Genomic DNA, 23,409 nt, shown 5'->3' on the forward strand with positions numbered 1-23,409 from the left:
CACCATGGTTGTCAATCTATATTGACAACCATGGGTGATATTCCCTCGGCCGATCTGGACGACGCCGTCAGTAGCACTGATCCGGCCGTCGGCCTGAGGGCCGTACAGGCGTTGCGGCGCTTGTGTGAACGGCTCGAAGCAATCCACGTCACCAATGCACGCAACCAGGGCTGGAGCTGGCAGGCGATCGCCGAGGCTCTCGAAGTAAGCCGCCAGGCAGTGCATCAGAAATACAACCGCGCGAGGAAGTGAGCAGCCATGTTCGAGAAGTTCCAGAAATCGGCCAAGGTCGCCGTGGTGCTGTCGCAAGAGGAGGCCCGCGAGATGGACGAATCGCGCATCGGGGCCGAGCATGTCCTGGTCGGTGTGCTGGACAGTGCTGGCGGACCTCTTCTGGACCTGCTGGGTGGGTATGGGCTGACCGCCGACGCCGTGCGTGATCGGCTGCGCGCCGGATCGCAGGAGCCGCCGCTGGACGACGAGGACGCCCAGGCACTCAGGGCCATTGGCATCGATTTGTCGCAGGTGCGTGACAGTGTGTCGAAAGTCTTCGGCCCGCAAGCCTTCGACAAGGCATTTGAGAAATCAGGGCGTCGCAAGGGGCGTGCCCGCGGGTGGCGCCCATTTGGGATGATCCCGTTCAACTCCTCAGCCAAGAAATGCCTCGAGCTCGCCTTGCGGGAAGCCATTGCGCACAAAGACAATTGGATCGGATGTGAGCACATGGTGCTGGGCATTCTGCGGGGTGGTGACCCGGTGACTCTGGCCGTGATCACCGAGCGGGTGCCCGCCGATGAGCTGCGGCAGGCAGTGGTCGGACTGCTCGATCGGGCCGCCTAGCGGCACGAGGGGATTGACCCCGGGGCGCCGGGCATCGCGTTTGCGGACACATGAAGCTGGACCGCTGTGGGAGCGTTCAGTTTGTGATGTGCGTGGCGCGTACCGGTCGGCCATGACGCGGGTAACTCGGCCCCTATCACTGAGACGTCTCATGGTCAATGGGGCGTTGGCCGCGGTCCCTCGCTGGGATCTACGGATATCAGTGAACCCGCCGCGCCGCCGTTATCTTGCGGTGTCTTATGCCCAGGTAGTGGACGGTTGTAACCACATTGCGAGGTGCATACCCCTACCGGGGTAAGGGTTTGGCGACACTTTAACTTCAGATTGAGTCAAAGTGAACGGCAGGTGTACTGTGGATGACATACAAGCGGCGCCTAACGTTTTTCGTTGTTAGTGGTTTCCCGGGGGCCGCACCTGAATATGCGGACCTACGGAGTCACGATGTATGCACTTACCAAGACCAGAAACGTTCTTTGTTGTACGGCTTTGTTAGCCCTCCCGCTATTGGGGCTCGGGGCGCCGGGCGTCAGCGTCCTGCGCGAGCCGGCGGTGGGACAAACACTCGCCGGCCCCGCAGACCCGGTGACGCCAATACCCGGACCAGGTGTGGGCGATGGCTCACGCTGGTCGTTTACCAATCAGCAGCCCGGCAGGGATGGAAACACCGGCTGGGGAACCCTTCCGCACGGTCAGGGACATGCGTGCCAAAACAGCTGGGTGTTCTGCGATGCCACCGGTAACCCGAATCGCTCAGATCTACCCCCGGGCCTCACCCAGGGCGGCGGATGGGTAAGCGCTCCGGACCATACCGGTGTGACCTGCCAAAACACGGGCGTCGTCTGTAAGAACTTCTCCTAAGACGTCACGGTCCGCGAGGGCTAGCTCAGCCAGGTCAGGGCCGAGGCGGTGAGAATCGCCCAGCCAAGCATGGCAAGGCCGGTGTCGCGCAATGTCGGGATCAACTCCGGTCCTTGCGCTTTGGTGACAACTGGGCGGGCGGCCTTGACCATGAGGGGCAGCATCACGAGCCCCAGCAGGTGCCACGGGTGGCCAATGCCCAGGCCGATGCTGACCAGAACCGGAACCGCGAGCAGTGCCGGGAACAGGATTCGAGTGCGCGCATCGCCCAACCGGACGGCCAGCGTGATCTTGCCAGATTCGCGGTCGGTGGGGATATCGCGCAGATTGTTGGCCACCAATACGGCGCTGGAGAAGCTGCCGATTGCCACCGCCAGTGCCAGGCCGGTGGGGCTGACCGTCAAGGTCTGTACGTATTCGGTGCCCAGCACGGCCACCAGGCCGAAGAATATGAAGACGGCGATTTCGCCAAACCCGCTGTATCCGTAAGGCTTCGAACCTCCGGTGTAGAACCAGGCACCGGCGACGCACGCTGCGCCGACCGCTACCAGCCACCAGGCGGTGGTGATGGAAAGCGCCAATCCCGCGGCGGCGCCCAGGGCCAGGAATGCGATGGCGACGGCCTTGACTGCCGACGGCGATGCCAGCCGGGAGCCGACCAGCCGTAGTGGTCCCACCCGGTCGTCATCGGTTCCGCGAATTCCGTCCGAGTAGTCATTGGCGAAGTTGACGCCGATGATCATGCTTACCGATACGGCCAGGGCCAGCAGCGCTTTCCACCAGACCGGGCTACCGGCCGCCGCGGCGGCGCCTGTGCCCGCGATGACCGGTGCCAGCGCATTGGGCCAGGTACGGGGACGGGAACCTTCGATCCACTGCGCGATGCTGGCCATGCGGCCGATCCTGCCATGGCCGCGCCCCATTACCCGCTACGGGAAGATGAGTCCTGCCGTCTTCGATAGCGCCGCCGAGAAACGAGCCTGGACGTCTGCCCAGTTCACCACGTTCCAGAAGGCCTTGATGTAGTCGGTCTTCACGTTCTTGTACTGCAGGTAGTAGGCATGCTCGAAGACGTCCAAGCCGAGAAGGGGAATCGTGCCGAACGGCACGTTGGCTTGTTGGTCGTACATCTGGAACGTCAGGAGTTTCTTGCCGAGGGTGTCGTATCCGAGCCATGCCCAGCCTGACCCCTGAACGCCATTGGCCGCTGCGGAGAACTGGTCGCGGAACTTGTCGAAGCTGCCGAACTGCTGATCGATGGCGGCTGCTAGGTCACCCTGTGGTTTGTCACCGCCATTCGGAGAGAGGTTCTTCCACCAGATCGAGTGGTTCACGTGGCCGCCGAGATTGAAGGCGAGATTCTTTTCCAGCAGCACGATTGCGGCGTTGTCGGCCTTCTGGCGGGCTTCGGCAAGCTGCTCCACGGCGTCGTTGGCGCCCTTGACGTAGGCGGCGTGATGTTTGTCGTGGTGCAGTTGGTTGATTTCGCCGGAGATGTGCGGCTCCAGGGCCGAGTAATCCCAGTCGAGATTCGGCAATGCATACACGCTGGTCTTCTCCTCTTCCTGAGGCGCTTCTCCCCGGGGTTCATCGGCGCATGATGCGAGCGTGAGGGCTCCCGCGGCCGACGCGGTCATTATCAGGAATTGTCTTCGATGTAGTTGATGCCCAATCGAATTCACTCCTCCACGGTAGGCGTGATAGGGGATGCGTCAAGGTCGCCGGAGCGAGTCTGGCAGAACGGCATAATCCACCGAAAAACCTGATTTTCTATCAGCAATTCTCATCTACGCCGTGTCGCCGCCGGGAACGGTGACATTCTCTACATCATTGTGCGACAGCAACATTCATTCTATTGCTTGGCGTCGTTGACAAAATTATTGCCCAGATTTGTCGGGAACTGTTGCAGGCATTTTGGCGACCAATTGTTTGAGGGGTATGCCACGCACCCAATTGGCCGCTGGCCGGGGTGTTGCACGACAATGACGGCATGCTCGCGGTGATAGGTGGAAGCGGTTTCTATTCGTTCTTCGACAAACCGGTGCGGACCGTCACCCCGACGACGCCGTACGGTCAGCCCAGCGCGCCCATCACGGTCGGACTGGTGGGAGAGCGTGAGGTGGCGTTTCTGCCACGGCACGGCAGTCGCCACGAGTTCTCGCCACATACCGTGCCCTACCGCGCCAATATGTGGGCGCTGCGCGCTCTCGGTGTGCGCCGGGTTTTTGCGCCGTGCGCGGTGGGCAGTCTCACCCCTGATCTGGGCCCTGGCGCCATCGTGGTACCCGATCAGCTGGTCGATCGCACCAGCGGGCGCGAGCAGACCTTCTTCGACAGCGGCGGTATCCACGTGGAATTCGCCGACCCGTACTGCCCGGGGTTGCGCGCTGTATCGCTGCAACCCGAGGCTGTGGACGGCGGCACGATGGTGGTGGTGCAGGGGCCGCGGTTCTCGACTCGAGCCGAAAGCCGCTGGTACGCCTCGCAGGGTTTCACCCTGGTCAACATGACGGGATACCCGGAGGCGGTGCTGGCTCGAGAACTCGAAATCTGCTATGCCGCAATCGCCTTGGTCACCGATCTGGACGCCGGAATTGAACATGGGCAAGGGGTGCGCGCGGTAGACGTGTTCGCCGAGTTCGAACGCAACATCGGCGGGTTTAAGGAGTTGGTGCGCGCTGCCGTCACCGCGACCGAATCCGTCGACACCTGTGGGCACTGCCGTGCGCATGACGGTGTCAAACTGCCGATCGAGCTTCCCTAGCGGGCATAACGCGTTTGTCCGTGTGGGTTCTTGGTGAAGGACAGCACCTTAGACGGCGTCACCGTATATACGACCGCGAACTGGTCGCCCTCGCCGAAGCCTCCCTCGCTCGGCGTGAATTTCCAATCCTCGCCGTACTTTTCGAGATAGGCGTCCGCGAGACTCTGCAGTGCGGCGGCATCGGTGACGCGTTCGGCCGCCCCCTCGACCACAACGTCGTGCCCGTCATTCCACGTGTTGACACCGGTCGCGATGGCCACGGCGCGGTTCGCGTCGAGATTACGGGCCTTCTGTTCGGTGGGACCCGTGCAGAACACGAACGATTCGTCCCGCCACAGGCCCACGAGCGGAGTCATATGGGGGCTGCCGTCGGCGCGCACGGTGGTGATCCAGTACAGCTCGGCGGCGGCAAGCAGCGCCGACACGTCGCTCCACGCGGGTGCGGCCGCGCCGGGCTCGCTGAACCGCTGGTCGAAATGAGGGGTAAGGGTCATGCTCATACAGACCCGGCCCGGCACCCGGATTCATCGCAGGTACCGTAACGCCATGCGTGATTCGGTCACCGTGCACATGGCGGCTCCTGCGGACAAGATCTGGGGCCTGGTCAGCGACATTACTAACACCGGCAGGTTCAGTCCCGAGACATTTGAGGCCGAGTGGCTCGACGGAGCCAGTGCCCCTGCGGTCGGGGTGCGTTTCCGTGGCCATGTGAAGCGCAACCAGAAGGGGCCCGTCTATTGGACGGTGTGCCGCATCGTCGAGTGTGACCGCGATCGTTCGTTTGGTTTCGCGGTGCTCTTGCCGAACGGTAAGACGGTGAACACCTGGCGGTATCAGTTCGAGTCGGCCGGTGACGGTACCGACGTCACCGAATCCTTCGAACTGACTCCCTCCTTGCCGGTGCGGATCTACTGGGCACTGTTGGGTTGGGCGCGGGGCCGCACGAATCGCAACGGCATGCGGGAGACCTTGAATCGGATCAAGGCAGTCGCCGAGGCCGCGTGACTAGGGGGCGTCCAGCGCCGAGAGGCCGCGTCCCGCAGACCACACCGCACTTTTCACAAAGTGGTTGTCGTAGGCCTGCTGTGATGCCCGCAGCTCGCTGATATCGGCCTGGCCGTGCACGATTCGGTCCAGCAGCCGGAAATAGTCGAAGCGCTGGACCCCGGGGGAGAGGACCGTGAAGATGCTGGCATCGCTGTCTGCGGTAGCGCCGAACGCGTGCGGCATCAGCTGCGGAACCAACAGCGTGTCACCCTGTTCCAGAACCTCGATGCGATCGCCCGCCAGGATTTCCAGCCGCCCTGACACCAGATAGAACAGCTCGGTGGAGCGGGTGTGGAAGTGCGGGGCCGCGCCGTCCGCGCCCTTGGGCAGGTAGATGTTCAGGACGCTGACCGCCCCACCGGTGGCGTCGGAATCCATCACCAATCCGGTCACGTTTCCGGGTGCGGTGCTCAGGATCTCGCGATCGCTGTGCCGAACCAGAGGCGCGGAGCCTGGCACAAACTCCTCACGTGTCATAGGACAACGCTATGAACTCAAGTGAGCTTGAGGTCAAGAGAAGCGTTTGATCAGGGCACGGCGGTCGAGTTTCCCGATCCCGCGCCGGGGCAGTTCGTCGAGGAGATGCAGTTCGCGCGGGGCGGCGGTGTCTTCGAGAGCGGCGGCGACATGCGCCCGCAGATCCTCCAGCGTCGGAGTGCCCGCCGGTGACGGCACGACCGCCACGGCGACGTGCTGGCCGAGCCGATCATCGGGTACACCGAACACCGCGCATTCGGCGACCAGCGGATGAGTGGCCAGGGCTGCCTCCACCACCTGCGGAACCACGGTGAGCCCGCCGGTGCTGATGGCCTCATCCAGACGGCCCAGTACCCGCAGTCGGCCATCGTGGAGCTCGCCGAAGTCATCGGTGTGGAACCATCCGGGCTCCGCAAATGCCTTGTGGCTCGTGATATTTCGATAGCCCAACGCCACGGTGGCACCGCCGAGGCTGATCTGGCCCTCCGTCCCGATGCGCACCTGGACTCCGCGAAGGGCCACCCCGTCGTACACGCATCCGCCGCAGGTTTCGCTCATGCCGTAGGTCCGGATCACCGGGACACGTGCCTGCGCCGCCCGGATGGCGACGGGCGCGGGTAGCGGGCCACCGCCCAGCAGGACCGCGTCAAAGGATGCGAGCACCTCGGATGCGGCGGGGTCTTCCAATGCCTTGGCCAGCTGTATTGCCACCAGGGAGATGTATCGACGGGTTCCGGTCATCTCGGCGGCGGCGCGCACGAAGTCGGGTAGCGAAAAGCCCGTCGAGACGTCGAGGACCACGGGTTCGGTTCCGGCCTGGATGCTGCGCAGCAACACCTGCATTCCGGCGATGTGATGGGGTGGCAGCGCCAGTAGCCATTGGCCGGTCCCGCCCAGGCGGGCGTGTGTTGCGGCGCCACTGGCGGTCAGCGCGTCTCCGGTGAGCATGGCGCCCTTGGGTTTTCCGGTGGTGCCGGAGGTTGACACCACCACTGCCACATCCTCGGCGATCGGTTCGTCGGCGGCGAGTTCGGAGGCGAGGAAATGTGCCTGATCGGCGTCATCGGCAGGTACGGGCAGCACCGCGTCGCCGCGACCGTCCAGCAGTTCCGCCAGGCGGGGGAGCAGGCCGAGCATGGTCTGCCCGCTGGGTACGGGCAGGGCGCGCAGTAGCCGGGTCACGCCGGGTGGTCGGTGGCCTGACCGGAGCCCGGTTCGTCACGATGGTCCGCGGGCTCGCGCGGATCATCCAGGGGCCAGCCCTTTTTCGCCAGTCGCTCACGGACGCGCTCGATGTCGTCGCTGGTGGGCAGCTCATCGGTGACCTGGGTGATGAGCACGGCGATATCGATGTTGTCGAAGTCGCCGCGGGCCATCAGTTCGCGGGCCACGGTCTTGACCTCGTCATTACTCAACCTGCGGCCAAGCAGTGCCAACAGCGGGACATAGTCGGGCGGCGGGACACCTTCGGGGTATCCCGCCCGAAGCCAGGTGACGATCTTGCTCAGAAATGCGTTCACGGCCTCAAACTCCTGTAGGGACGGGCGGCCGTCCCATTCGTATCGACTTGGTACGGATCGTAGTGCTGTTGGTTGGTGTTGTCGCCAGGCAAAACTAGCCGCATTCAGCCAGGAAGCCCGCGCGCAGTTCGAACAGTCAGCACCCGGAAGGTTAACGGAATGTGAACTCCTTGCGGGAAATATCAAACTGGCCGGTCAGCGCCCAAACTTGGTCGTCCATCAGCTGGTCAAAGTCAAGGCCTTTACCCCAGAATTAGCGCCATGGACGCAACCATGATCATTCTGGTGCTGTTGATCGCAACGGCACTGGCCTTCGACTTCACCAACGGGTTTCATGACACCGGTAACGCCATGGCGACGTCCATCGCAACGGGCGCACTCAAGCCCAAGACCGCGGTTCTGCTTGCTGGCGTCCTGAACCTTGTCGGCGCCTTCCTCTCTGTCGAGGTCGCCGTCACGGTGACCACCTCGGTTATCAAGGTGCAAGACAGCAAGACAGGTCATCTGCTGCCCAACATCACCCCGTCCATGGGCCTGACGATCATCTTCGCGGGCCTCATCGGCGGCATCCTGTGGAACCTGCTGACCTGGCTCTTCGGTATTCCGTCCAGCTCGTCGCACGCACTCTTCGGCGGCCTTATCGGTGCCGCCCTCGCCGCCATCGGCCTCTCGGGCGTGAAGTGGGACGGCATCCTGCAGAAGGTCATCATCCCCGCGTTCGCCGCCCCCCTCATCGCTGGCCTGGTCGCGGCCGCCGGTACCTGGCTGGTCTACCGCATCACCCGCAACGTGGTGAAGAAGCGTCGTGAAGAGGGCTTCCGCTGGGGCCAGATCGCCACCGCCTCCCTGGTTGCGCTCTCGCACGGAACCAACGACGCACAGAAGACCATGGGTGTCATCGCCCTGGCGCTCATCACCACCGGCCACCTGAGCGGAAACGTGAAGGAGACCGGCCTGCCGTTCTGGATCATCGCCAGCTGCGCCATCGCGATCGGCCTCGGTACCTACCTCGGTGGATGGCGTGTCATCCGGACCCTGGGCAAGGGCCTCGTCGAGATCGAATCGCCTCAGGGTCTGGCAGCCGAAGCGTCCTCGGCCGCGATCATCCTGAGCTCCAGCGCCGCCGGTATGGCCCTGTCCACCACACACGTGGCCACCGGTTCCATCCTGGGTAGTGGCGTCGGCAAGCCCGGCGCCGAGGTGCGCTGGGCCGTGGCCGGCCGCATGGTGCTGGCCTGGCTGGTCACCTTGCCCGCCGCCGGTATCGTCGGCGCGCTGTCCTACTGGCTCTCCAAGGGCGTCGGCGATCTCACCACGCCGATGGTCGGCGACCTGATCATCTTCGCCCTGCTGGTCGGACTCTCCGGTTACATGTGGTGGCGCGCTCAGCAGGAGAAGGTCGACTCGAGCAACGTCAACGCCGATTGGGATGACTCCACCAACTCGGTGGTGCCCGCCGATGTCCGCGAGGCCAAGACCGAAGCGTCCGGCGAGAGCAAGGATGCCTCGAAGAAGGACTCCGCCAACGACACGGCCTCGGTCTAACCCAACCCCAGCGAAAAGAAGGAATCCTCCATGAACTACTTGGAAGCCATCGGCAAGGTGCTCGTTGTTGGGTTGGTCCTCGGTGCGGGTCTGCCCGCTTTGTTCGCGGCGGGCCTCGTCGCTTACTCCTCGGGTGCCGGCGGCGCCAATGACGACGGCACGGTCACCGCACCCAACCCGGCCGTGAAGTTCCTGGGGCTGGCTCTCTTCACTTTGGTGGGAGCGGTTGTCGTGCTCGCGCTGTTGTGGATCACCCGGACGACGATCATCCACCACACGGGCATCGACTTCTTCCCGTTCGTCAAGAAGTAACGAGACCAACCAAAGACACCCGGCGGAACTACCGCCGGGTGTCTTTGCGTAGTGGGTGGTCCGGTGGGATCTGCACGAAGATCAGCGTGACGCCGTCAGGTGCCGCCACATGCATTTCATGCAAACCCCACGGCTCCTGCTGTGCGGCACGGCTTATCGAGGCACCGCGGCTCTCCAGGTCGGTCTGCGTCGCATACACGTCGCGTACCTGGAGCCAGAGGGCACCCGGAAATGCGGTGAGGGGGCCGTCGGCGCGGCCGTGCCCGGCGATCTCGATGAGGGACTGTCCGGCGAAAAACACCATGCCGGCTCCGTAGTCGCGTGCGACGGCGAGGCCCAGGGTGTCCCGATAGAACGCCAGCGTCGCGTCATAGTCCTTAGGCCGCAACAAAATTCGGCTGGACAATATCTCCATACCCGTGTGTATCACGGGCGCCGGGATATTAAAGGGTTTCGCGCCCCGACATTGCCACCTTTGTCACCAGGCTGGGCGCCACTGCGTTGGTGGCGGCCGACATCACCGAAATTCGCGGGGCGATACGCACCGGCCGGGTACGGGCCGCCAGCACCATCCACTCGGCGGCTTCGGCGGAGGTCAGCGCCGCCGCATTGGTGTATGCCTCGGTCGGCGCGATCATCGGGGTACGCACCAAGGGGAAGTAGAGCGTGCTGGTGTGCACGTTGTACTTGCCGTACTCGGCATCCACGATGCGGCTCACCGTCGAGAGTGCGGCTTTGGAGGCGTTGTACACCGCGAACTGCGGCACCACGTCCGTGAGCACTCCCCAGGTCGCGACGTTGATGATGTGGCCGCTGCGACGTTCGACCATGCCGGGTGCGAACCCGCGGATCAGCCGCAGGGGCGAGAAGTAGTTGAGCTGCATGGTCCGCTCGGCGTCATGCCAGCGATCCAGAGACTCGTAGGTCTTGCGCCGGATGGAGCGACCGGCGTTGTTGACCAGGATGTCGATGCCGCCGTGGCGCTCGTTCACGGTCTGCACCAGCTTGTCGATGGCGTCCAGGTCGGACAGGTCGCATGCGATGGCATCCGCGGTACCGCCGGCGGCGGTGATGCGCGCGGCGACCTCGTTCAGCAGGTCTTCACGCCGCGCCACCACGATGACCTTGGCGCCGAGCTTGCCGAATTGGTATGCGGCCTCCTCGCCGATACCCGAGGACGCGCCGGTGATGAGAACGCGCTTGTCCTTGACCGAGACGCCGTAGTTTGCGTCGAACTTCGCCCGAATGAGCGATGGGCTGGGGAAAGGCTGCATCAGGGCGCGCGCAAAGGCGGTGTTGAGTCGCTTGCTCACCGAGTTCTTACTCACGAGTAAGAACTGTATGCCCCTTGCGATGAGTGCGAAATGCCGGGCCTGGGTGACTTAGGTCTCGAAGGTATGCCTTACCGGCGGTGTCCTACGCTGGCCTCACTCATCCCCTATGACGACAAGGACGTGGCTATGGGATCGCTGGCAGGTAAGACCATCATCATGTCGGGAGGCAGCCGCGGCATTGGGCTGGCGATCGCACTGCGGGCCGCGCGTGACGGTGCGAATGTCGCGATCATGGCGAAGACGGCCGAGCCGCATCCGAAACTTCCCGGCACCATCTACACCGCCGCCGAAGAGATCGAGGCGGCCGGAGGTCAGGCGCTGGCGATCCTCGGCGACGTCCGTGACGACGAGGTGGTCGCCTCGGCCGTGGCCCAGACGGTCGAGCGGTTCGGTGGGATCGACATTGTGGTCAACAATGCCAGTGCCTTGAATCTGGCTCCCTCGGAATCGATTTCGATGAAGGCCTATGACCTGATGCAGGACATCAACGCGCGGGGCGCCTTCTCGCTGTCGAAGTCGGCGATCGGCGCGCTCAAGGAGGCGGACAATCCGCACATCCTGACCCTGTCGCCGCCGATCACGCTGGAACCCAAGTGGTTCGATCAGACCACTACCGCGTACACGATCTCGAAATTCTCCATGAGCCTGGTGGCCATCGGGCTGGCGCATGAACTGCGTGAGTACGGCATCGCGTCGAACTCGCTGTGGCCCCGCACCACGATCGATACCGCCGCCATCCGCAACATCCTCGGCGCAGAGCTGGTGGCGCGCTGCCGCTCGGCCGAGATCATGGCCGACGCCGCGTACGAGATCCTGATCAAGCCCAGCCGCGAGGTGACCGGAAACAGCTTCATCGACGACGAGGTGCTCACCGAGGCCGGCGTCACCGACTTCTCGAAGTATCGCCAATGCGCCGAAGAGGACCTCGAACTCGACTTCTGGATGGAGCGCGCGGGGCGGTAACCGCCCGGAGAATCGAGTAGTCGGTTACTCGCGCTCTCCCCGCGACGGTGCGGCGACGATTGCCCCACGCAGTTCGTATAGAGGGGTATTCGCGATGTGTAAGACCGAGCCTCGGCGGTGGACGGATCTGTTCCAGCCGCGCATCATGCTGCCCGTCGCTGTCGCGATTGCCGCGCTAGCCGCTGGGCCATTTGTTCGCAGTCCTCTGCTGCTGGGTGTGCTGGGGTTTGTGGGATTACTGGCGTTGACGCTGGCGCTGTTCCCCGCGATCAAACAGGTGGAATTCGGTCTGCCGTCCGGGTTGCGGATAACTGCCGACCTCACCCAGCGGGAAGAAGAGCTGGCGCGGACATTTGAGATCCAAAAACCGATCTTCGAAGAGTGCGCGAGCCTGCTGTGCGACGACCCGGAGGTCGGCAAGCGATTGATGGAAACGGCGATCGCCCAAGCGACCCTCAAGTGGCGCGGGCCGGTGCATCAGTCGATCCAGATCTTCACGTTGTGCTGGTTTGTGCACGCGCTGATGGCGCATTCGCGGCTCACGCTGACCGGGCGTCCCGCCGCCGGGCCAAACCCGTTGTCCCAGTTGACGCAGGTTCAGCGGGTGGCCGCGGTACTCAGTGCCTTCGCCGACGTCGGCATCGATGATCTCTCGGACATGCTCGGGTTGACGCCCTCGCAGGTGCAAGCAGAACTCCGGGTTGCCGACGGCGTGCTCGCACCGATCGCCTACGCGCGGGGGGCGGACCGATGAACGATCCGGCCGTTCGCGGGCTGCTGCGTTCCGTCGCGCGTGATCGGCGAGCGGTACATGTCGACGTTCCCCGATCGGTGGCGACCGGAATCGGACAGCTGCGAGGCCAGATCCTGACGTGGTACCTGGTGGCCGGGGTGGTGGCGATCGTGATCGGTACCGGCGCGGTGGGTGCCCGCGTCGCGCTCGCCCAGTCGGCGGGCGGGGGGAGTGATGCGCCTACGCCGGTAGTCAATTCGGTCTCCACCACACCAGCGGCGGCGCCGGTGACTGTCACCGCAACGGAAACCGGTACCTCGACCAGGACGGTGACGGAGACGGTGACCTCCCACTCGACGGCAACCGTGACGGCGACATCTACCACCACCGAGACGGCGACAACGACCACCACCGAGACAACTACAGAAACGGTGCCGACTACCGTCACCAATACGACGACCGTCACCGTACCCACAACGGTCACGTCCACGACGACAGTCACGGTCGCGGCGCCGTCGTCGGGCGGTCGCTGCAGGCCCAACCCGTGCTGAGCTGGGCCCGCGGGTCTTAGTAGTGCCAGGGGTAGGGCGACCAGTCCGGCTTGCGCTTCTCCAGGAATGAGTCACGGCCCTCGACGGCCTCATCGGTCATGTAGGCCAATCGTGTTGCCTCACCGGCGAACAGCTGCTGCCCGACCAGCCCGTCATCGGTGAGGTTGAAGGCGTACTTGAGCATTCGTTGTGCCTGGGGCGACTTCTCGTTGATGGCGGCGGTCCACTCCAGCGCGACCGTCTCCAGGTGTTCGTGGTCGACGACCTCGTTGACGGCGCCCATGTGATGCATCTGTTCGGCCGTGTAGGGGCGGCCCAGGAAGAAGATCTCACGGGCGAATTTCTGCCCGACCATCTTGGCCAGGTAGGCGCTACCGTAGCCACCGTCGAAGCTGCCCACATCGGCGTCGGTCTGCTTGAAGCGCGCGTGTTCGCGGCTGGCCAAGGTCAGGTCGCACACCACGTGCAGGCTGTGTCCACCACCGGCGGCCCATCCATTCACCAAGGCGATCACCACCTTTGGCATAAAGCGGATGAGGCGCTGCACCTCCAGGATGTGCAGGCGGCCCGCCCGGCCCGGGTCCACAGTCTCGGCGGTCTCGCCCCCGGCGTACTGGTAGCCGGTGCGGCCCCGGATGCGCTGATCGCCGCCGGAGCAGAATGCCCAGCCGCCGTCCTTGGGGCTGGGGCCGTTCCCGGTGAGCAGCACCGCCCCGACATCGGAGGTCATCCGGGCGTGGTCCAGGGTTCGGTAGAGCTCATCGACGGTGTGCGGCCGGAAGGCATTGCGCACCTCGGGCCGGTCGAACGCGATCCGGACGGTCCCTTGGCTGACGTGCCGGTGATAGGTGATGTCGGTCAGATCCTCGAATCCCGCCACCGGCTGCCAGCGAGTCGGGTCAAAGGGATTGGCGGTCTGCCCGTCGTCTTGGGTCATGGCTCCGACTCTAGAGGCCGCCCGGTGTGCGGCCGGTCGACGCTACCCGTGAACGACTACGCCGACGACTGTGCCGACGTGGATGTCGTCCACTGGGTAAACAGGCCCGGCGGCGGCTGCTGGCACCAGGCCCACTTGCCACCTTCCTTGCGGAACTGGTTCGGCTTGGTCTGGGTTTGGGTAGCGGCACCGCCAAAGCTGTAGGTCGCGGTGATGTCTCCGGTGGCGCTGTCGCCGATGATCTTGATGTTGTCGATCGCGAATTTCTCGACGGTGGTGTTCTCGCGGATCACCTGCAGCACGGTCGCGGCATAAGCGAACTGGTCGCGTCCGACGATCGCCTTGACCAGGGTGGCGCGCTCGCTGCTTCCTGCACTCGGGAATCGTTGTGCCACACTGCTGGACAAGGTGGAGGTGTCGCCGTACATCAAGGCTTCCTCGGCGCCCTGCCACGAGTTGATCGAGGGCACGAGCTTCTCGTCTGCGGTGCGGCTGGACACCTGGTAGCGCGGGCAGGTCAGGGCATTACCGGCGTCCAGATCGAGGCTGCCGAGGGCCTTGCCGAGCTGGGCGGTGACTTGACGTATCTGGTCTTGGTCGCTGATCTGTGAGGTCGCGGGCGGCGGCGGGGGAGTCTCCGAGGGCTTGGTGAGCGTCTTGTAGACAGTGCACCCGGACAGAGCGGTAGCCAGCGTCGCGGCGACCACTATCGCGCGCGCTGACTTGCGGAAACGTGTGGCACGCACCTGAGGCATCGTCGAATACCTTCCCCGTGAGATATGTCAATGGCCAGATCATTAGCCTGGCGTAAGAAATCTAACTCATGGTGGCTCGGTTGTATTCCCGCGCCAAGTGCCGGGGATCAGCGCCGCTTGATCGGGTGGCGGCTCAGAATCGAGATCCGATTGAACGTGTTGATCATGATGGCCGACCAGACCAGCACTGATACCTGATCGTCGGAGAGATGCTCCCGCGCGGCGGCGTACTGCTCATCGGTGAGGTGGCCGGCGGTGACCTCCGTCACGGCTTCGGCGATCGTCAGGGCCGCGCGCTCGACATCGGTGAACAACCCGGCCTCCTGCCACACCGGCAGTACTGCGATCCGCTGAGCTGACTCGCCTTCCTCGAATGCGACCCGTGTGTGCAGATCGAGACAGAACAGGCAGCGATTGAGTTGGGATACGCGAATATTGACCAATTCCAGCGTTGTTCGCGAGAGCCCGGCCTCGGTGGCCTGGGCGCGGAGTTCGGCGGCGGTTTTGGTCAGCCCCTGGTAGACGGACGGAGTCTGCTTGTCGATGTAGACACGCTTCGCGGTCATCCCTGGCGGGCCTCGACCGCGGCAAGTGCGTCCGGTGTCACCGGGTCGACGATGTCGTCGAACTCATGGTGCTTGCCGACGAATTTCCGGACGTACGGGCACACCGGGACGATCCTGCGCCCGGTGGACCGTGTGGATATCAGGGCCGACTCAACGAGTGTCCCGGCGAGGCCGCGGCCGCCGAACTTCTCGTCGATCTCCGTGTGATAGAAAATCCGCACCTTCGTGCCGCTCAGTGCGGTATCCAGGTATTCGGTGAAGCCCGCGCGTTCGTCGTCTGCCGTTATCTCGAATCGGTGGTTATCGGGTGCGTCGGCGACCGTCGTGGTGGATTCGGATCCGTCCATGGTGACCAACTATGCCGCACGCACCGTGAGTTCGGCCGATGATGAGGACATGAGCAATACCGAGACAGCCCCGACGGAGACCCGCTGCGAGGGTGGGCCGTGCCCGCGGGATGGACGTGGCCGTCCGGTGGTCGAAATACTCACTCCCCGAGAGGTTCCTCTCGGGGGGCCACGTGCGATGACGGTGCTGCGGACCCTGCCTCAGGCCGGGAGATCGCTGATCGGCGCCTGGTGCTTCGCCGACCACTACGGACCCGATGACATCGCGCAGTCCGGCGGCATGGATGTGGCGCCCCATCCGCATACCGGACTGCAGACGGTCAGCTGGCTGTTCGCCGGAGAGATCGAGCATCGCGATAGCAACGGAGTGCACGCGATGGTGCGGCCAGGGGAGCTCAACCTGATGACGGGTGGGCACGGCATCTGCCACTCGGAGGTGTCGACGGCCCACACCACCACGCTGCACGGCGTACAGCTATGGGTCGCGTTGCCTGATGAATCCCGGGACGCGGCACGGGATTTTCAGCATTACGCGCCCGATGCGGTCGCCGTGGGCGGCGTTAGTCTGCGTGTGTTTTTGGGGACCCTGGCGGGGCAGGTATCGCCGGTGCGCACTGCCACGCCGTTACTTGGTGCCGAGCTGACATTGCAACCGCGCAGCCTGGTGCGATTCGACGTCGATCCCGGTTTTGAGCACGGGCTGCTGGTGGACACCGAGGCGGTGGAGTTGTCCGGAACCAGGTTGTCGCGGGGCGAGCTTGGATACGTCGGTACTGGCGTCGATCAGCTCACCGTGCTCAACCCGACCGATGCGGTAGCGCGGGCGATCCTGTTGGGCGGCAGGCCGTTCGGTGAGCAGATCGTGATGTGGTGGAACTTCGTCGGCCGTGATCACGACGAGATCGCGGGGTTTCGCGAGGAGTGGCAGGCCGAGTCCGAGCGCTTCGGGCAGGTGCAGGGATATGAGGGTGCGGTGCCTCGTTTGCCTGCTCCGCCACTGCCGACCGTGCGGATGGTCCCGAGGCGCAACGCGCCGACCGCCAACCCGGGAATTTAGATGCCGCTGAACAGAATTGTCTCGTACGTCCGTGCCACTGCCTGGATGAGTTTTCTGCTCCAGTGGTGGACCGAGCCGGTCCCGACGGGCTGGTTGCGGGCCTTCCTGCGGGAACGCAAGCTCGATCGGACCGTTCGCAACCTCATCGGCGGGTATGCGTTGATTTTCGCGGCGATCTGCGTGGCGGTGCAGTTCAGCGACACCGGGCCCCGAAGCACGGTGGGTCGCGCCATCGTCGTGGTGTGCGCTCTCGGCGCGCTGGGTTGGGCGGTGCGCTGGGTGGTAGGGCCGTGGCCTTCTCTGCGTGAAGCGGTCGCGTTTGTCGCCTTCGCCGACGTCGGAATCGCGGTGGCCTGCTGGCAGGATTCCGACCCACTGGCAGGTTTGGTGGGAACGGTGCTGTTCACGCCGGTCGGCGCGTACGTCAGCTTCTTCCTGGGTAACCGGCTGCTGCTGGCGCACGTGGCGTGGTGCGGCCCGGTGATCTTCGCGCTGTCGCTGCGTCTGCTTGCCGAGGGCACGGTGGGTGCGGCGATGACCGCGGTCGTGAAGGTGACCAGCATGCTGGTGGTCGTGGTGTTGATACCCATGGTCATCCAATTCGGGATCGCGGTCGTGCGCTTGGATGCGCTGGCGGCACAGCGTGATCCGCTCACCGGGCTGCTCAACCGGCGCGGCATCTACGGCGAGTGGCAGCGTCTGCACGGCGGGTTGATGCGTGCGCACGGGTTGGAAGGCGACCGAGTGGTCGCCGCCGCCATCGTCGATATCGATCGCTTCAAGTCGATCAACGATCAGTACGGCCACGGCAGGGGTGACCGGGTGCTTGTCGACCTGGCCAACGCGTTCGTGGGCGAATCGATGCGGGGAAACACGGTGGGCCGCTCGGGCGGTGAGGAGTTCATCGTAGTGACAATCTGCCCTGCGCATGCCGTCGTCGATTTCGCCACCCGGCTCCGGGAAGCGGTGACGGCGTCCAAGCCGGCAGGCATCGCGGTGACCGCGAGTGTGGGGGTGGCGGCGCAGCCGGTTTCCAGTGTGGCGTCGGCGGCATCACGAGAGGCCATCGATGTACTGACGGCCTGCGCCGATCGTGCGATGTATGAGGCGAAGCGCAATGGCGGCAACCAATCTCGGATCCTTCACCCGGGATTGGATTCCGGTGATCACTACGTGTGGCAGTCGGGCGCCTAGCCTTCCAGCGGATCAAACCGGAAGACGGCGGCAATCCCGGCGAGAGCTTCGAACTCATCGGGGGTGCCCTCTTTGACCAGTCCGGCGTTTCTGATGAAGCCGACTCCGGTGGGTACCTCGACCGGAAACGCGCGCAGCACCGGTCGGGAATCTTCGGGCGACAGCTCGACGATCCGGACCCGCTGGGTGCGGCGGCCTTGGGTCAGGGTGCCCTCTTTGGCCTTGCGTGCGTTGGTAATCCATGACGATCCGGGAACTCCGCCGACGGCATAGCGGTGGTCGTCGAGTGTGAACGGTGTGATGGGAGTCGGCCGCGGCTTGCCCGACTTGGCGCCCGGCACGGTGAGGACCACCATCGGCAATTTGAGGCCTATCTTGTGCCCGCCGATGACGACCTTGTTGAAGTATCTGAGCCATTTGGGAACGGGCTTGATGTCAACTGGCATGACATTAGGGTACGCCCCCTGGGGTCGCGCTGACTAGGGGGTTCTACCGTCCAAAATGTCGCCGAGCAGGCGGTTCACCTGCTCTTCGGCCACCAGTGCGTTGAGGCCCAGATCGGAGAGCTTTCGGGAGATTTCCGTGTGGCCGGACAGGATTGCCAGCAGCAGGTGCTCGGTACCGATGTAGTTGTGGCCCAGCCGAAGTGCGGTGTGCAATGTGGCTTCCAGTGCCTCCTGTGCATCACCGTCGAATTCCGCGGTGGGCAGTTTCGGGGCGACGGTCTCGTAGTCGGGTAGCGCCCGCGCGGGAATCCCTAGGGCTTCGGTGCTTATCCCGGACTGCGAAACGATAAGTGCGGCGAGTCCTTTCGGATCACTCACGGTTCCGGCCAGAAGGTGGTCGACGGTGATCGGTGTGCCATCGGTGAGTGCGAATCCTGCTGCTGCCACGACCGATCGCCGGGCCCGGTCGGTGAAGCGGGAGAACATCCGTACCGATGGCACGAAGCGCTTCTGCGCCGCCTGCTTGGAGACGCCCATGCTGGACCCGATTTCGCTCCAGGAGGCGCCAGAGCGTCGGGCCTGGTCTACGAAATGTCCGATCAGGGCATCGGCATGATCGGAGAGCCGTCCGGCTAGCAACATCGCATCGGACAGGCGGTCCAAGGCGGTGCCGTCGGGATGCATCCCGCGCACCGACTCGATCAAGTTGTCGAGAGAGAGGGAAAACTCGGCCATGCGTCAACTTTAAGTTGACGATACCGCACTGTCAACCGAAAGTTGACCAGTTGGTGGCCTCAACTGGCGCGCGGGCCGAACCGCCGCCGTGCCGCATGGACGGCCCCGATCGAGCGCCCCAGGTGAGCCGCGACTTGTGCCGCGGTGGTCGACGCGTCCAGGGCCTTGTCGATCTCCTCGGTGGTCCAGGGCTTCTGCCAGTTCAACGGATGATTCCCGGCGTCGGCGAAGTAGCGCTGGGTTCGCCGGGTGGCCCGTTGGTTGATCAGCTCCCAGCGTTCGCGTTCTGAGTCACCGATTCGCTGCAGTCGCTCCGACTCGGCCGTGGAACAGCCCGCGCACCGGCAGCCCGATTGAAATCCCGCGAGACCGTGAACCGTCAGCATCTGTTCTCCTTTGCCTATCCACCGATGTGGGCAGATTTGCACCCGGCTATGGCGTGGCTCTAGAAGCCAAAGTCACTTTCGCGACCCAGCCAGGGCTTCTCGCTGGACGTTCTGAATTGCATGCGACGATCGCAGTTGTGGAGCTGCCCGCGTTAGACGATGTGCTGGACCGGCTGCACGTCGTCGCCCTGCCCATGCGGGTCCGATTCCGCGGCATCACCACCCGTGAGGTGGCGTTGATCGACGGCCCTGCGGGCTGGGGTGAGTTTGGTGCCTTTCCCGAGTACCAGCCGCCTGAGGCCTCGGCCTGGTTGGCCTCGGCGATCGAGGCCGCTTACACCGAGCTCCCGGAGCCTCGGCGCACCCGAATTCCGGTCAACGCCACCGTGCCCGCGGTGGCCGCTGCGGAGGTGCCCGACGTGCTGGCTCGTTTTCCTGGCGCCCGCACCGCCAAGGTCAAGGTGGCCGAGCCCGGGCAGGCCCTGGATGAGGACATCGCGCGCGTCGAGGCGGTTCGCGCACAGATTTCCACCGTACGGGTGGACGCCAACGCGGGATGGACTGTCGAGCAGGCCGTTGAGGCACTGAGGGCATTGACGCGTACCGGAGCTCTGGAGTACGCCGAACAACCCTGCGCCACGGTCGAGGAACTGGCGGAGGTACGCCGGCGGCTCCCGGATGTGCCGATCGCGGCCGACGAGAGCATCAGGCGTGCGAGCGATCCGATGCGTGTTGTGCGGGCTTGCGCGGCCGATATCGCGGTGCTCAAGGTGGCCCCACTCGGCGGGGTGGCCGCGCTGCTGGATATCGCCTCGCGGATCGGCATGCCTGCGGTGATCTCCAGCGCCCTGGACAGCGCGGTCGGTATCGGTATCGGTTTGCGTGCGGCCGCCGCACTGCCGGTGCTCGAGCATGCCTGCGGATTGGGGACCGGGGGATTCTTTGTCGAGGATGTGGCGCAGGCGCCGACGCCCGAGGACGGCTACCTGCCGGTGTCGTCGTTCACACCCGACCCAGCCCGGCTCGCGACACTCGCCGCTCCCACCGACCGCCGCGACTGGTGGCGGCGCCGTGTGGCCGACTGCTACCCGCTGCTGAACCGGTAGGTTCTCTCAACGTGCCTCTCGCGAACATCAACGGCATCCAGATCAGTTACGACGATCGTGGGCCCCTGGCGCTCGGCGCCTCCGGTGACCCCGTCGTCTTCATCTCCGGGCGCGGTGGTGCGGGGCGCAGCTGGCACCTGCACCAGGTACCGGCGTTCCGCGCCGCGGGTTATCGCACCATCACCTTCAACAACCGGGGGATACCGCCGACCACCGAGTGCGCCGACGGCTTCACCCTGCAGGACATGGTGGCCGATGCCGCGGCGCTCATCGAGAGCCTCGGCGCGGCCCCGGCCCGGTTGGTCGGGTTCTCCATGGGCGCGCTCATCGCCCAGGAGCTCGCCCTCACCCGTCCGGATCTGGTGACCGCAGCGGTGTTCATGGGAACGCGGGGTCGCGAGGACTCCACCCGATCGTTCTTCCGCAAGGCCGAGCTCGAACTGTCCGCATCCGGTGTGCAGGTGCCGGCGGCATACCAGGCGGCCATGCGTCTGCTGTTGAACTTCTCGCCGAAGACCCTCAACAACGATGCCGCGATCAAGGACTGGATCGACATGTTCACGCTGTGGCCGGAGCCGACCTCGGGTGGCATCGATTACCAGCGCAGTGCCATTCCCGGCCCCGACCGGCCCGGTGCGTACTCAGGCATCACGGTCCCGTCGCTGGTCATCGGGTTCAGTGACGATATGACCCTGCCGCCATACCTCGGCCGGGAGGTGGCCGACGCCATCCCCGGCGGTACCTACGTCGAGATTGCCGACGCCGGGCACCTGGGCTTCATCGAACGCCCCGACGAGGTCAACCGCGTGATCCTGGAGTTCTTTGCGAGCGCCTCACAGGCGGTATGACACCCTGATGGCATGAACCCGTCGACCGCACAGGCCCATGCCGTCGTCGACGAGCTGATCCGCGGCGGCGTCCGCGATGTCGTGCTGTGTCCGGGGTCGCGCAACGCACCCCTGGCCTTCGCATTGCACGATGCGGACAAGGCCGGCCGGTTGCGTCTGCATGTGCGCATCGACGAGCGCACCGCAGGCTTCCTGGCGGTCGGTCTGGCGGCGGCCAGCGGCGCTCCGGTGCCGGTGGCGATGACGTCCGGCACGGCAGTAGCCAATCTGGGGCCCGCGGTGGTTGAGGCGAATTACGCCCGCATTCCGCTGATCGTGCTGTCCGCCAACCGCCCCTACGAACTGCTTGGCACCGGTGCCAATCAGACAATGGAGCAGCTCGGCTACTTCGGCACCCAGGTTCGCGCCGCGATCAGCATCGGTCTGGCCGAGGAGGGCTCGGAGAAGCTTGAGGCGCAGAACCCGCACTGGCGTTCGGCGACCTGTCGAGTGTTGGCTGCTGCCAAAGGATCCCGCACTGCCAATGCCGGCCCGGTGCAGTTCGACATTCCGTTGCGCGAACCGCTTGTGCCCGATCGCGACGGGGGCGCGATACCCGCGGGCCGCCCCGGCGGGATGCCGTGGACCTACACCCCGGACGTGACGTTCGACGAACCCGTCGAGATCGACCTGACCCCCGATACCGTAGTGATCGCGGGGCATGGCGCGGCCGCACACCCCAACCTGTCGCTGTTGCCCACGGTGGCCGAACCTACTGCGCCCCAACCCGACAACCCTGTGCATCCACTGGCGCTGACCCTGTTGCATCCGCAGCAGGTGATCATGCTGGGACGGCCGACCCTGCACCGTCAGGTGTCATCATTGTTGGCGGACAATAGAATTCCGGTATACGCGTTGACCACCGGCCCGCGCTGGCCCGACGTGTCCGGCAACTCCCAGGCCACCGGAACCCGGGCAGTCACGTCCGGAAATCCGGATGCCGCGTGGTTGCAACGGTGCGCGCACGCGCACCAGAAGGCGCTCGACGCGGTGCGCGTACAGCTGGGTACTCATCCGCTGACCACCGGTTTGCATGTGGCGGCCAAGGTATGTGGGTCATTGCGCGACGGCGACCAGCTGGTGCTCGGCGCCTCCAACCCGGTACGCGATGCCGCGCTGGTCCCGTGGGGTGCCCGAGATGTTCGGGTGCGTTCCAATCGTGGGGTCGCCGGTATCGATGGCACGGTGTCCACCGCGATCGGTGCGGCGTTGGCGCATAAGGGGGGTCGTACCGTGGCCCTGATCGGTGATCTCACCTTCGTGCACGACAGCTCGGGGCTGCTGATAGGCCCGACCGAGCCGCGCCCCGAGAACTTGACCATCGTGGTCTCAAATGACAACGGCGGCGGCATCTTCGAACTGCTGGAACAGGGCGATCCGAGATTCGGTGACGTGTCCTCCCGCATCTTCGGAACCCCGCACGATGTCGACATCGCGGCCCTGTGCCGGGCCTACCATGTGGATTCGCAATCCATCTCCGTGGAGGAGCTCGGCCCCGCACTGGACGAACCCGCCGGGGGCATCAGGGTTCTGGAGGTCAAGGCCGACCGCTCCACTCTGCGTGAACTGCACGCCGCCATCAGGGCTGCCCTGTGAACCGACGCTCCCGTGTCATCAGGAGGGTCAGGATCGGGGTGCTGATATTGGCGGGACTGATGACCCTGCAGTCACTGCTACTGGTCGCGGGCGCCTGGCGAAACGACAAGGCCATCGAACGAGATATGGGTGTCGCGCTGGCCGAGGTGCTCAGCGCCGGGCCGCGGCGATCCACCATCGAGTTCGTCACGCCCGAACGAGTCACGTACCGGCCGGAATTGGGCGTTCTCTACCCGTCCGAGCTCAGCCCGGGCATGCGCATATATGTCGAATACGACAAATCCGACCCGGATTTGGTTCGCGTACAAGGGCGTAACGCCTCATTGTCGATAGTTCCGGCCGGGTCCATCATCGTCGTGGTGTGGGCGGTCGCTGGAACGGTGCTGCTGGGGCTTGCATGGATACAGCGGCGAAGTGCGGCGCCCATTCACGCTTAAGTTTGCGTGACGTATG

The 23,409-nt window shown here is 64.7% G+C and carries 29 protein-coding genes and 3 pseudogenes; 17 read left to right on the forward strand and 15 right to left on the reverse strand.

What is annotated here, in order from left to right; translation table 11 throughout:
* The first annotated feature begins 30 nt into the window (after nucleotides 1–30).
* The 3 genes and pseudogenes from AOT83_RS13415 to AOT83_RS28430 all read left to right on the forward strand — a co-directional run.
* Complete coding sequence (locus tag AOT83_RS13415) at nucleotides 31–252, forward strand: sigma factor-like helix-turn-helix DNA-binding protein (RefSeq protein WP_030096538.1); 222 nt, start codon at nucleotides 31–33, stop codon at nucleotides 250–252.
* Between the two features lie 6 nt (nucleotides 253–258).
* Nucleotides 259–840 carry a Clp protease N-terminal domain-containing protein gene (locus AOT83_RS13420; protein WP_030096539.1) on the forward strand — a complete coding sequence of 194 codons (582 nt, stop codon included), beginning with the start codon at nucleotides 259–261 and terminating at the stop codon, nucleotides 838–840.
* Between the two features lie 618 nt (nucleotides 841–1,458).
* Nucleotides 1,459–1,698, forward strand: a pseudogene (locus AOT83_RS28430) (hypothetical protein); the annotation flags it as partial.
* Between the two features lie 20 nt (nucleotides 1,699–1,718).
* On the opposite strand, the gene AOT83_RS13425 reads toward AOT83_RS28430, so the two are convergent.
* Nucleotides 1,719–2,591, reverse strand: coding sequence for a 1,4-dihydroxy-2-naphthoate polyprenyltransferase (locus AOT83_RS13425; protein ID WP_057964930.1), 873 nt, complete (start codon nucleotides 2,589–2,591; stop codon nucleotides 1,719–1,721).
* Nucleotides 2,592–2,627: 36 nt separating this feature from the next.
* A complete protein-coding gene (locus AOT83_RS13430) occupies nucleotides 2,628–3,245 on the reverse strand; it encodes a superoxide dismutase (protein WP_057964929.1) in 618 nt (205 codons plus the stop codon).
* 443 nt (nucleotides 3,246–3,688) lie between these two features.
* On the opposite strand from AOT83_RS13430, the gene AOT83_RS13435 reads away from it, so the two are divergent.
* Nucleotides 3,689–4,462 (forward strand): S-methyl-5'-thioadenosine phosphorylase, encoded by a 774-nt coding sequence (locus AOT83_RS13435; RefSeq protein ID WP_057964928.1) that lies wholly within the window; start codon nucleotides 3,689–3,691, stop codon nucleotides 4,460–4,462.
* Here the strand turns inward: AOT83_RS13435 and AOT83_RS13440 are convergent.
* Nucleotides 4,459–4,956 (reverse strand): pyridoxamine 5'-phosphate oxidase family protein, encoded by a 498-nt coding sequence (locus AOT83_RS13440; protein WP_057964838.1) that lies wholly within the window; start codon nucleotides 4,954–4,956, stop codon nucleotides 4,459–4,461. The two genes, AOT83_RS13435 and AOT83_RS13440, sit on opposite strands and share 4 nt — an antisense overlap.
* A gap of 52 nt (nucleotides 4,957–5,008) precedes the next feature.
* Here AOT83_RS13440 and AOT83_RS13445 point away from each other — a divergent pair, with 52 nt between their 5' ends.
* Complete coding sequence (locus AOT83_RS13445; RefSeq protein WP_057964927.1) at nucleotides 5,009–5,467, forward strand: SRPBCC family protein; 459 nt, start codon at nucleotides 5,009–5,011, stop codon at nucleotides 5,465–5,467.
* On the opposite strand, the gene AOT83_RS13450 is transcribed toward AOT83_RS13445, so the two are convergent.
* The 3 genes from AOT83_RS13450 to AOT83_RS13460 are packed head-to-tail and all read right to left on the reverse strand — an operon-like array spanning nucleotide 5,468 to nucleotide 7,506.
* Nucleotides 5,468–5,986 carry a cupin domain-containing protein gene (locus AOT83_RS13450; RefSeq protein ID WP_057964837.1) on the reverse strand — a complete coding sequence of 173 codons (519 nt, stop codon included), beginning with the start codon at nucleotides 5,984–5,986 and terminating at the stop codon, nucleotides 5,468–5,470.
* Nucleotides 5,987–6,019: 33 nt separating this feature from the next.
* Nucleotides 6,020–7,168, reverse strand: coding sequence for an o-succinylbenzoate--CoA ligase (menE, locus tag AOT83_RS13455; RefSeq protein ID WP_075908018.1), 1,149 nt, complete (start codon nucleotides 7,166–7,168; stop codon nucleotides 6,020–6,022).
* On the reverse strand, nucleotides 7,165–7,506 hold the full coding sequence (locus tag AOT83_RS13460) for a DUF3349 domain-containing protein (protein WP_030096546.1): 342 nt from the start codon (nucleotides 7,504–7,506) through the stop codon (nucleotides 7,165–7,167). Before AOT83_RS13460 ends, menE begins: the two co-directional genes overlap by 4 nt.
* Before the next feature lie 62 nt (nucleotides 7,507–7,568).
* Between AOT83_RS13460 and AOT83_RS28180 the strand changes: the two are divergent.
* From AOT83_RS28180 to AOT83_RS13470, 3 genes and pseudogenes are all read left to right on the forward strand, one after another.
* Nucleotides 7,569–7,783 (forward strand): annotated as a pseudogene (locus tag AOT83_RS28180) (hypothetical protein).
* Nucleotides 7,768–9,051: an inorganic phosphate transporter gene (locus tag AOT83_RS13465; protein ID WP_030096547.1), complete on the forward strand. Its 1,284-nt coding sequence runs from the start codon at nucleotides 7,768–7,770 to the stop codon at nucleotides 9,049–9,051. Before AOT83_RS28180 ends, AOT83_RS13465 begins: the two are co-directional and overlap by 16 nt.
* Nucleotides 9,052–9,081: 30 nt before the next feature.
* Nucleotides 9,082–9,363 carry a hypothetical protein gene (locus AOT83_RS13470; RefSeq protein ID WP_030096548.1) on the forward strand — a complete coding sequence of 94 codons (282 nt, stop codon included), beginning with the start codon at nucleotides 9,082–9,084 and terminating at the stop codon, nucleotides 9,361–9,363.
* Between the two features lie 28 nt (nucleotides 9,364–9,391).
* Here AOT83_RS13470 and AOT83_RS13475 read toward each other — a convergent pair whose 3' ends face one another.
* Together AOT83_RS13475 and AOT83_RS13480 are read right to left on the reverse strand one after the other, a co-directional pair.
* Nucleotides 9,392–9,778 (reverse strand): VOC family protein, encoded by a 387-nt coding sequence (locus AOT83_RS13475; RefSeq protein ID WP_057964836.1) that lies wholly within the window; start codon nucleotides 9,776–9,778, stop codon nucleotides 9,392–9,394.
* Between the two features lie 28 nt (nucleotides 9,779–9,806).
* Nucleotides 9,807–10,691 (reverse strand): SDR family oxidoreductase, encoded by an 885-nt coding sequence (locus AOT83_RS13480; RefSeq protein WP_030096550.1) that lies wholly within the window; start codon nucleotides 10,689–10,691, stop codon nucleotides 9,807–9,809.
* Between the two features lie 132 nt (nucleotides 10,692–10,823).
* Between AOT83_RS13480 and AOT83_RS13485 the strand changes: the two genes are divergently transcribed.
* The 3 genes from AOT83_RS13485 to AOT83_RS27630 all read left to right on the forward strand — a co-directional run bounded on the left by AOT83_RS13485 (nucleotide 10,824) and on the right by AOT83_RS27630 (nucleotide 12,944).
* Nucleotides 10,824–11,660, forward strand: a complete 837-nt coding sequence (locus tag AOT83_RS13485) for an NAD(P)-dependent oxidoreductase (protein ID WP_046254758.1) — start codon at nucleotides 10,824–10,826, stop codon at nucleotides 11,658–11,660.
* 94 nt (nucleotides 11,661–11,754) lie between these two features.
* Nucleotides 11,755–12,414 (forward strand): hypothetical protein, encoded by a 660-nt coding sequence (locus AOT83_RS13490; RefSeq protein ID WP_057964835.1) that lies wholly within the window; start codon nucleotides 11,755–11,757, stop codon nucleotides 12,412–12,414.
* A complete protein-coding gene (locus AOT83_RS27630) occupies nucleotides 12,411–12,944 on the forward strand; it encodes a hypothetical protein (RefSeq protein ID WP_057964834.1) in 534 nt (177 codons plus the stop codon). Before AOT83_RS13490 ends, AOT83_RS27630 begins: the two co-directional genes overlap by 4 nt.
* A gap of 16 nt (nucleotides 12,945–12,960) precedes the next feature.
* On the opposite strand, the gene AOT83_RS13500 is transcribed toward AOT83_RS27630, so the two are convergent.
* The 4 genes from AOT83_RS13500 to AOT83_RS13515 all read right to left on the reverse strand — a co-directional run bounded on the left by AOT83_RS13500 (nucleotide 12,961) and on the right by AOT83_RS13515 (nucleotide 15,549).
* The gene (locus AOT83_RS13500; RefSeq protein WP_030096554.1) at nucleotides 12,961–13,881 is read right to left on the reverse strand and encodes a 1,4-dihydroxy-2-naphthoyl-CoA synthase; all 921 of its coding nucleotides are present in this window, start codon (nucleotides 13,879–13,881) and stop codon (nucleotides 12,961–12,963) included.
* Nucleotides 13,882–13,937: 56 nt separating this feature from the next.
* Nucleotides 13,938–14,588 carry a hypothetical protein gene (locus AOT83_RS13505; RefSeq protein WP_030096555.1) on the reverse strand — a complete coding sequence of 217 codons (651 nt, stop codon included), beginning with the start codon at nucleotides 14,586–14,588 and terminating at the stop codon, nucleotides 13,938–13,940.
* Nucleotides 14,589–14,743: 155 nt separating this feature from the next.
* Nucleotides 14,744–15,202: a carboxymuconolactone decarboxylase family protein gene (locus AOT83_RS13510; RefSeq protein WP_057964833.1), complete on the reverse strand. Its 459-nt coding sequence runs from the start codon at nucleotides 15,200–15,202 to the stop codon at nucleotides 14,744–14,746.
* Entirely contained in the window at nucleotides 15,199–15,549 is a 351-nt protein-coding gene (locus tag AOT83_RS13515) for a GNAT family N-acetyltransferase (RefSeq protein ID WP_030096557.1), read from the reverse strand. Before AOT83_RS13515 ends, AOT83_RS13510 begins: the two co-directional genes overlap by 4 nt.
* Before the next feature lie 49 nt (nucleotides 15,550–15,598).
* Between AOT83_RS13515 and AOT83_RS13520 the strand changes: the two genes are divergently transcribed.
* Nucleotides 15,599–16,606 (forward strand): pirin family protein, encoded by a 1,008-nt coding sequence (locus AOT83_RS13520; RefSeq protein ID WP_057964925.1) that lies wholly within the window; start codon nucleotides 15,599–15,601, stop codon nucleotides 16,604–16,606.
* A complete protein-coding gene (locus AOT83_RS13525; RefSeq protein ID WP_057964832.1) occupies nucleotides 16,607–17,800 on the forward strand; it encodes a GGDEF domain-containing protein in 1,194 nt (397 codons plus the stop codon).
* Here AOT83_RS13525 and AOT83_RS13530 read toward each other — a convergent pair.
* From AOT83_RS13530 to AOT83_RS13540, 3 genes are read right to left on the reverse strand one after another with little or no spacing between them, the layout of a single operon-like run.
* Nucleotides 17,797–18,246, reverse strand: coding sequence for a nitroreductase/quinone reductase family protein (locus AOT83_RS13530; RefSeq protein ID WP_057964831.1), 450 nt, complete (start codon nucleotides 18,244–18,246; stop codon nucleotides 17,797–17,799). The genes AOT83_RS13525 and AOT83_RS13530 overlap by 4 nt on opposite strands.
* Before the next feature lie 33 nt (nucleotides 18,247–18,279).
* Nucleotides 18,280–18,981 (reverse strand): Clp protease N-terminal domain-containing protein, encoded by a 702-nt coding sequence (locus AOT83_RS13535; RefSeq protein ID WP_057964830.1) that lies wholly within the window; start codon nucleotides 18,979–18,981, stop codon nucleotides 18,280–18,282.
* Between the two features lie 59 nt (nucleotides 18,982–19,040).
* On the reverse strand, nucleotides 19,041–19,367 hold the full coding sequence (locus AOT83_RS13540; protein WP_030096562.1) for a hypothetical protein: 327 nt from the start codon (nucleotides 19,365–19,367) through the stop codon (nucleotides 19,041–19,043).
* Between the two features lie 137 nt (nucleotides 19,368–19,504).
* Between AOT83_RS13540 and AOT83_RS13545 the strand changes: the two genes are divergently transcribed.
* The 4 genes and pseudogenes from AOT83_RS13545 to AOT83_RS13560 all read left to right on the forward strand — a co-directional run.
* Nucleotides 19,505–20,473, forward strand: coding sequence for an o-succinylbenzoate synthase (locus AOT83_RS13545; RefSeq protein WP_078344420.1), 969 nt, complete (start codon nucleotides 19,505–19,507; stop codon nucleotides 20,471–20,473).
* A gap of 11 nt (nucleotides 20,474–20,484) precedes the next feature.
* Nucleotides 20,485–21,321 carry an alpha/beta hydrolase gene (locus tag AOT83_RS13550; RefSeq protein ID WP_057964829.1) on the forward strand — a complete coding sequence of 279 codons (837 nt, stop codon included), beginning with the start codon at nucleotides 20,485–20,487 and terminating at the stop codon, nucleotides 21,319–21,321.
* A gap of 12 nt (nucleotides 21,322–21,333) precedes the next feature.
* On the forward strand, nucleotides 21,334–22,956 hold the full coding sequence (gene menD / locus AOT83_RS13555) for a 2-succinyl-5-enolpyruvyl-6-hydroxy-3-cyclohexene-1-carboxylic-acid synthase (RefSeq protein ID WP_057964828.1): 1,623 nt from the start codon (nucleotides 21,334–21,336) through the stop codon (nucleotides 22,954–22,956).
* 11 nt (nucleotides 22,957–22,967) lie between these two features.
* Nucleotides 22,968–23,393: pseudogene (locus AOT83_RS13560) on the forward strand (DUF3592 domain-containing protein); the annotation flags it as partial.
* Nucleotides 23,394–23,409: the final 16 nt, after the last annotated feature.

The organism is Mycobacteroides sp. H001, from assembly GCF_001440005.1.
Taxonomy (GTDB): domain Bacteria; phylum Actinomycetota; class Actinomycetes; order Mycobacteriales; family Mycobacteriaceae; genus Mycobacterium; species Mycobacterium gwanakae.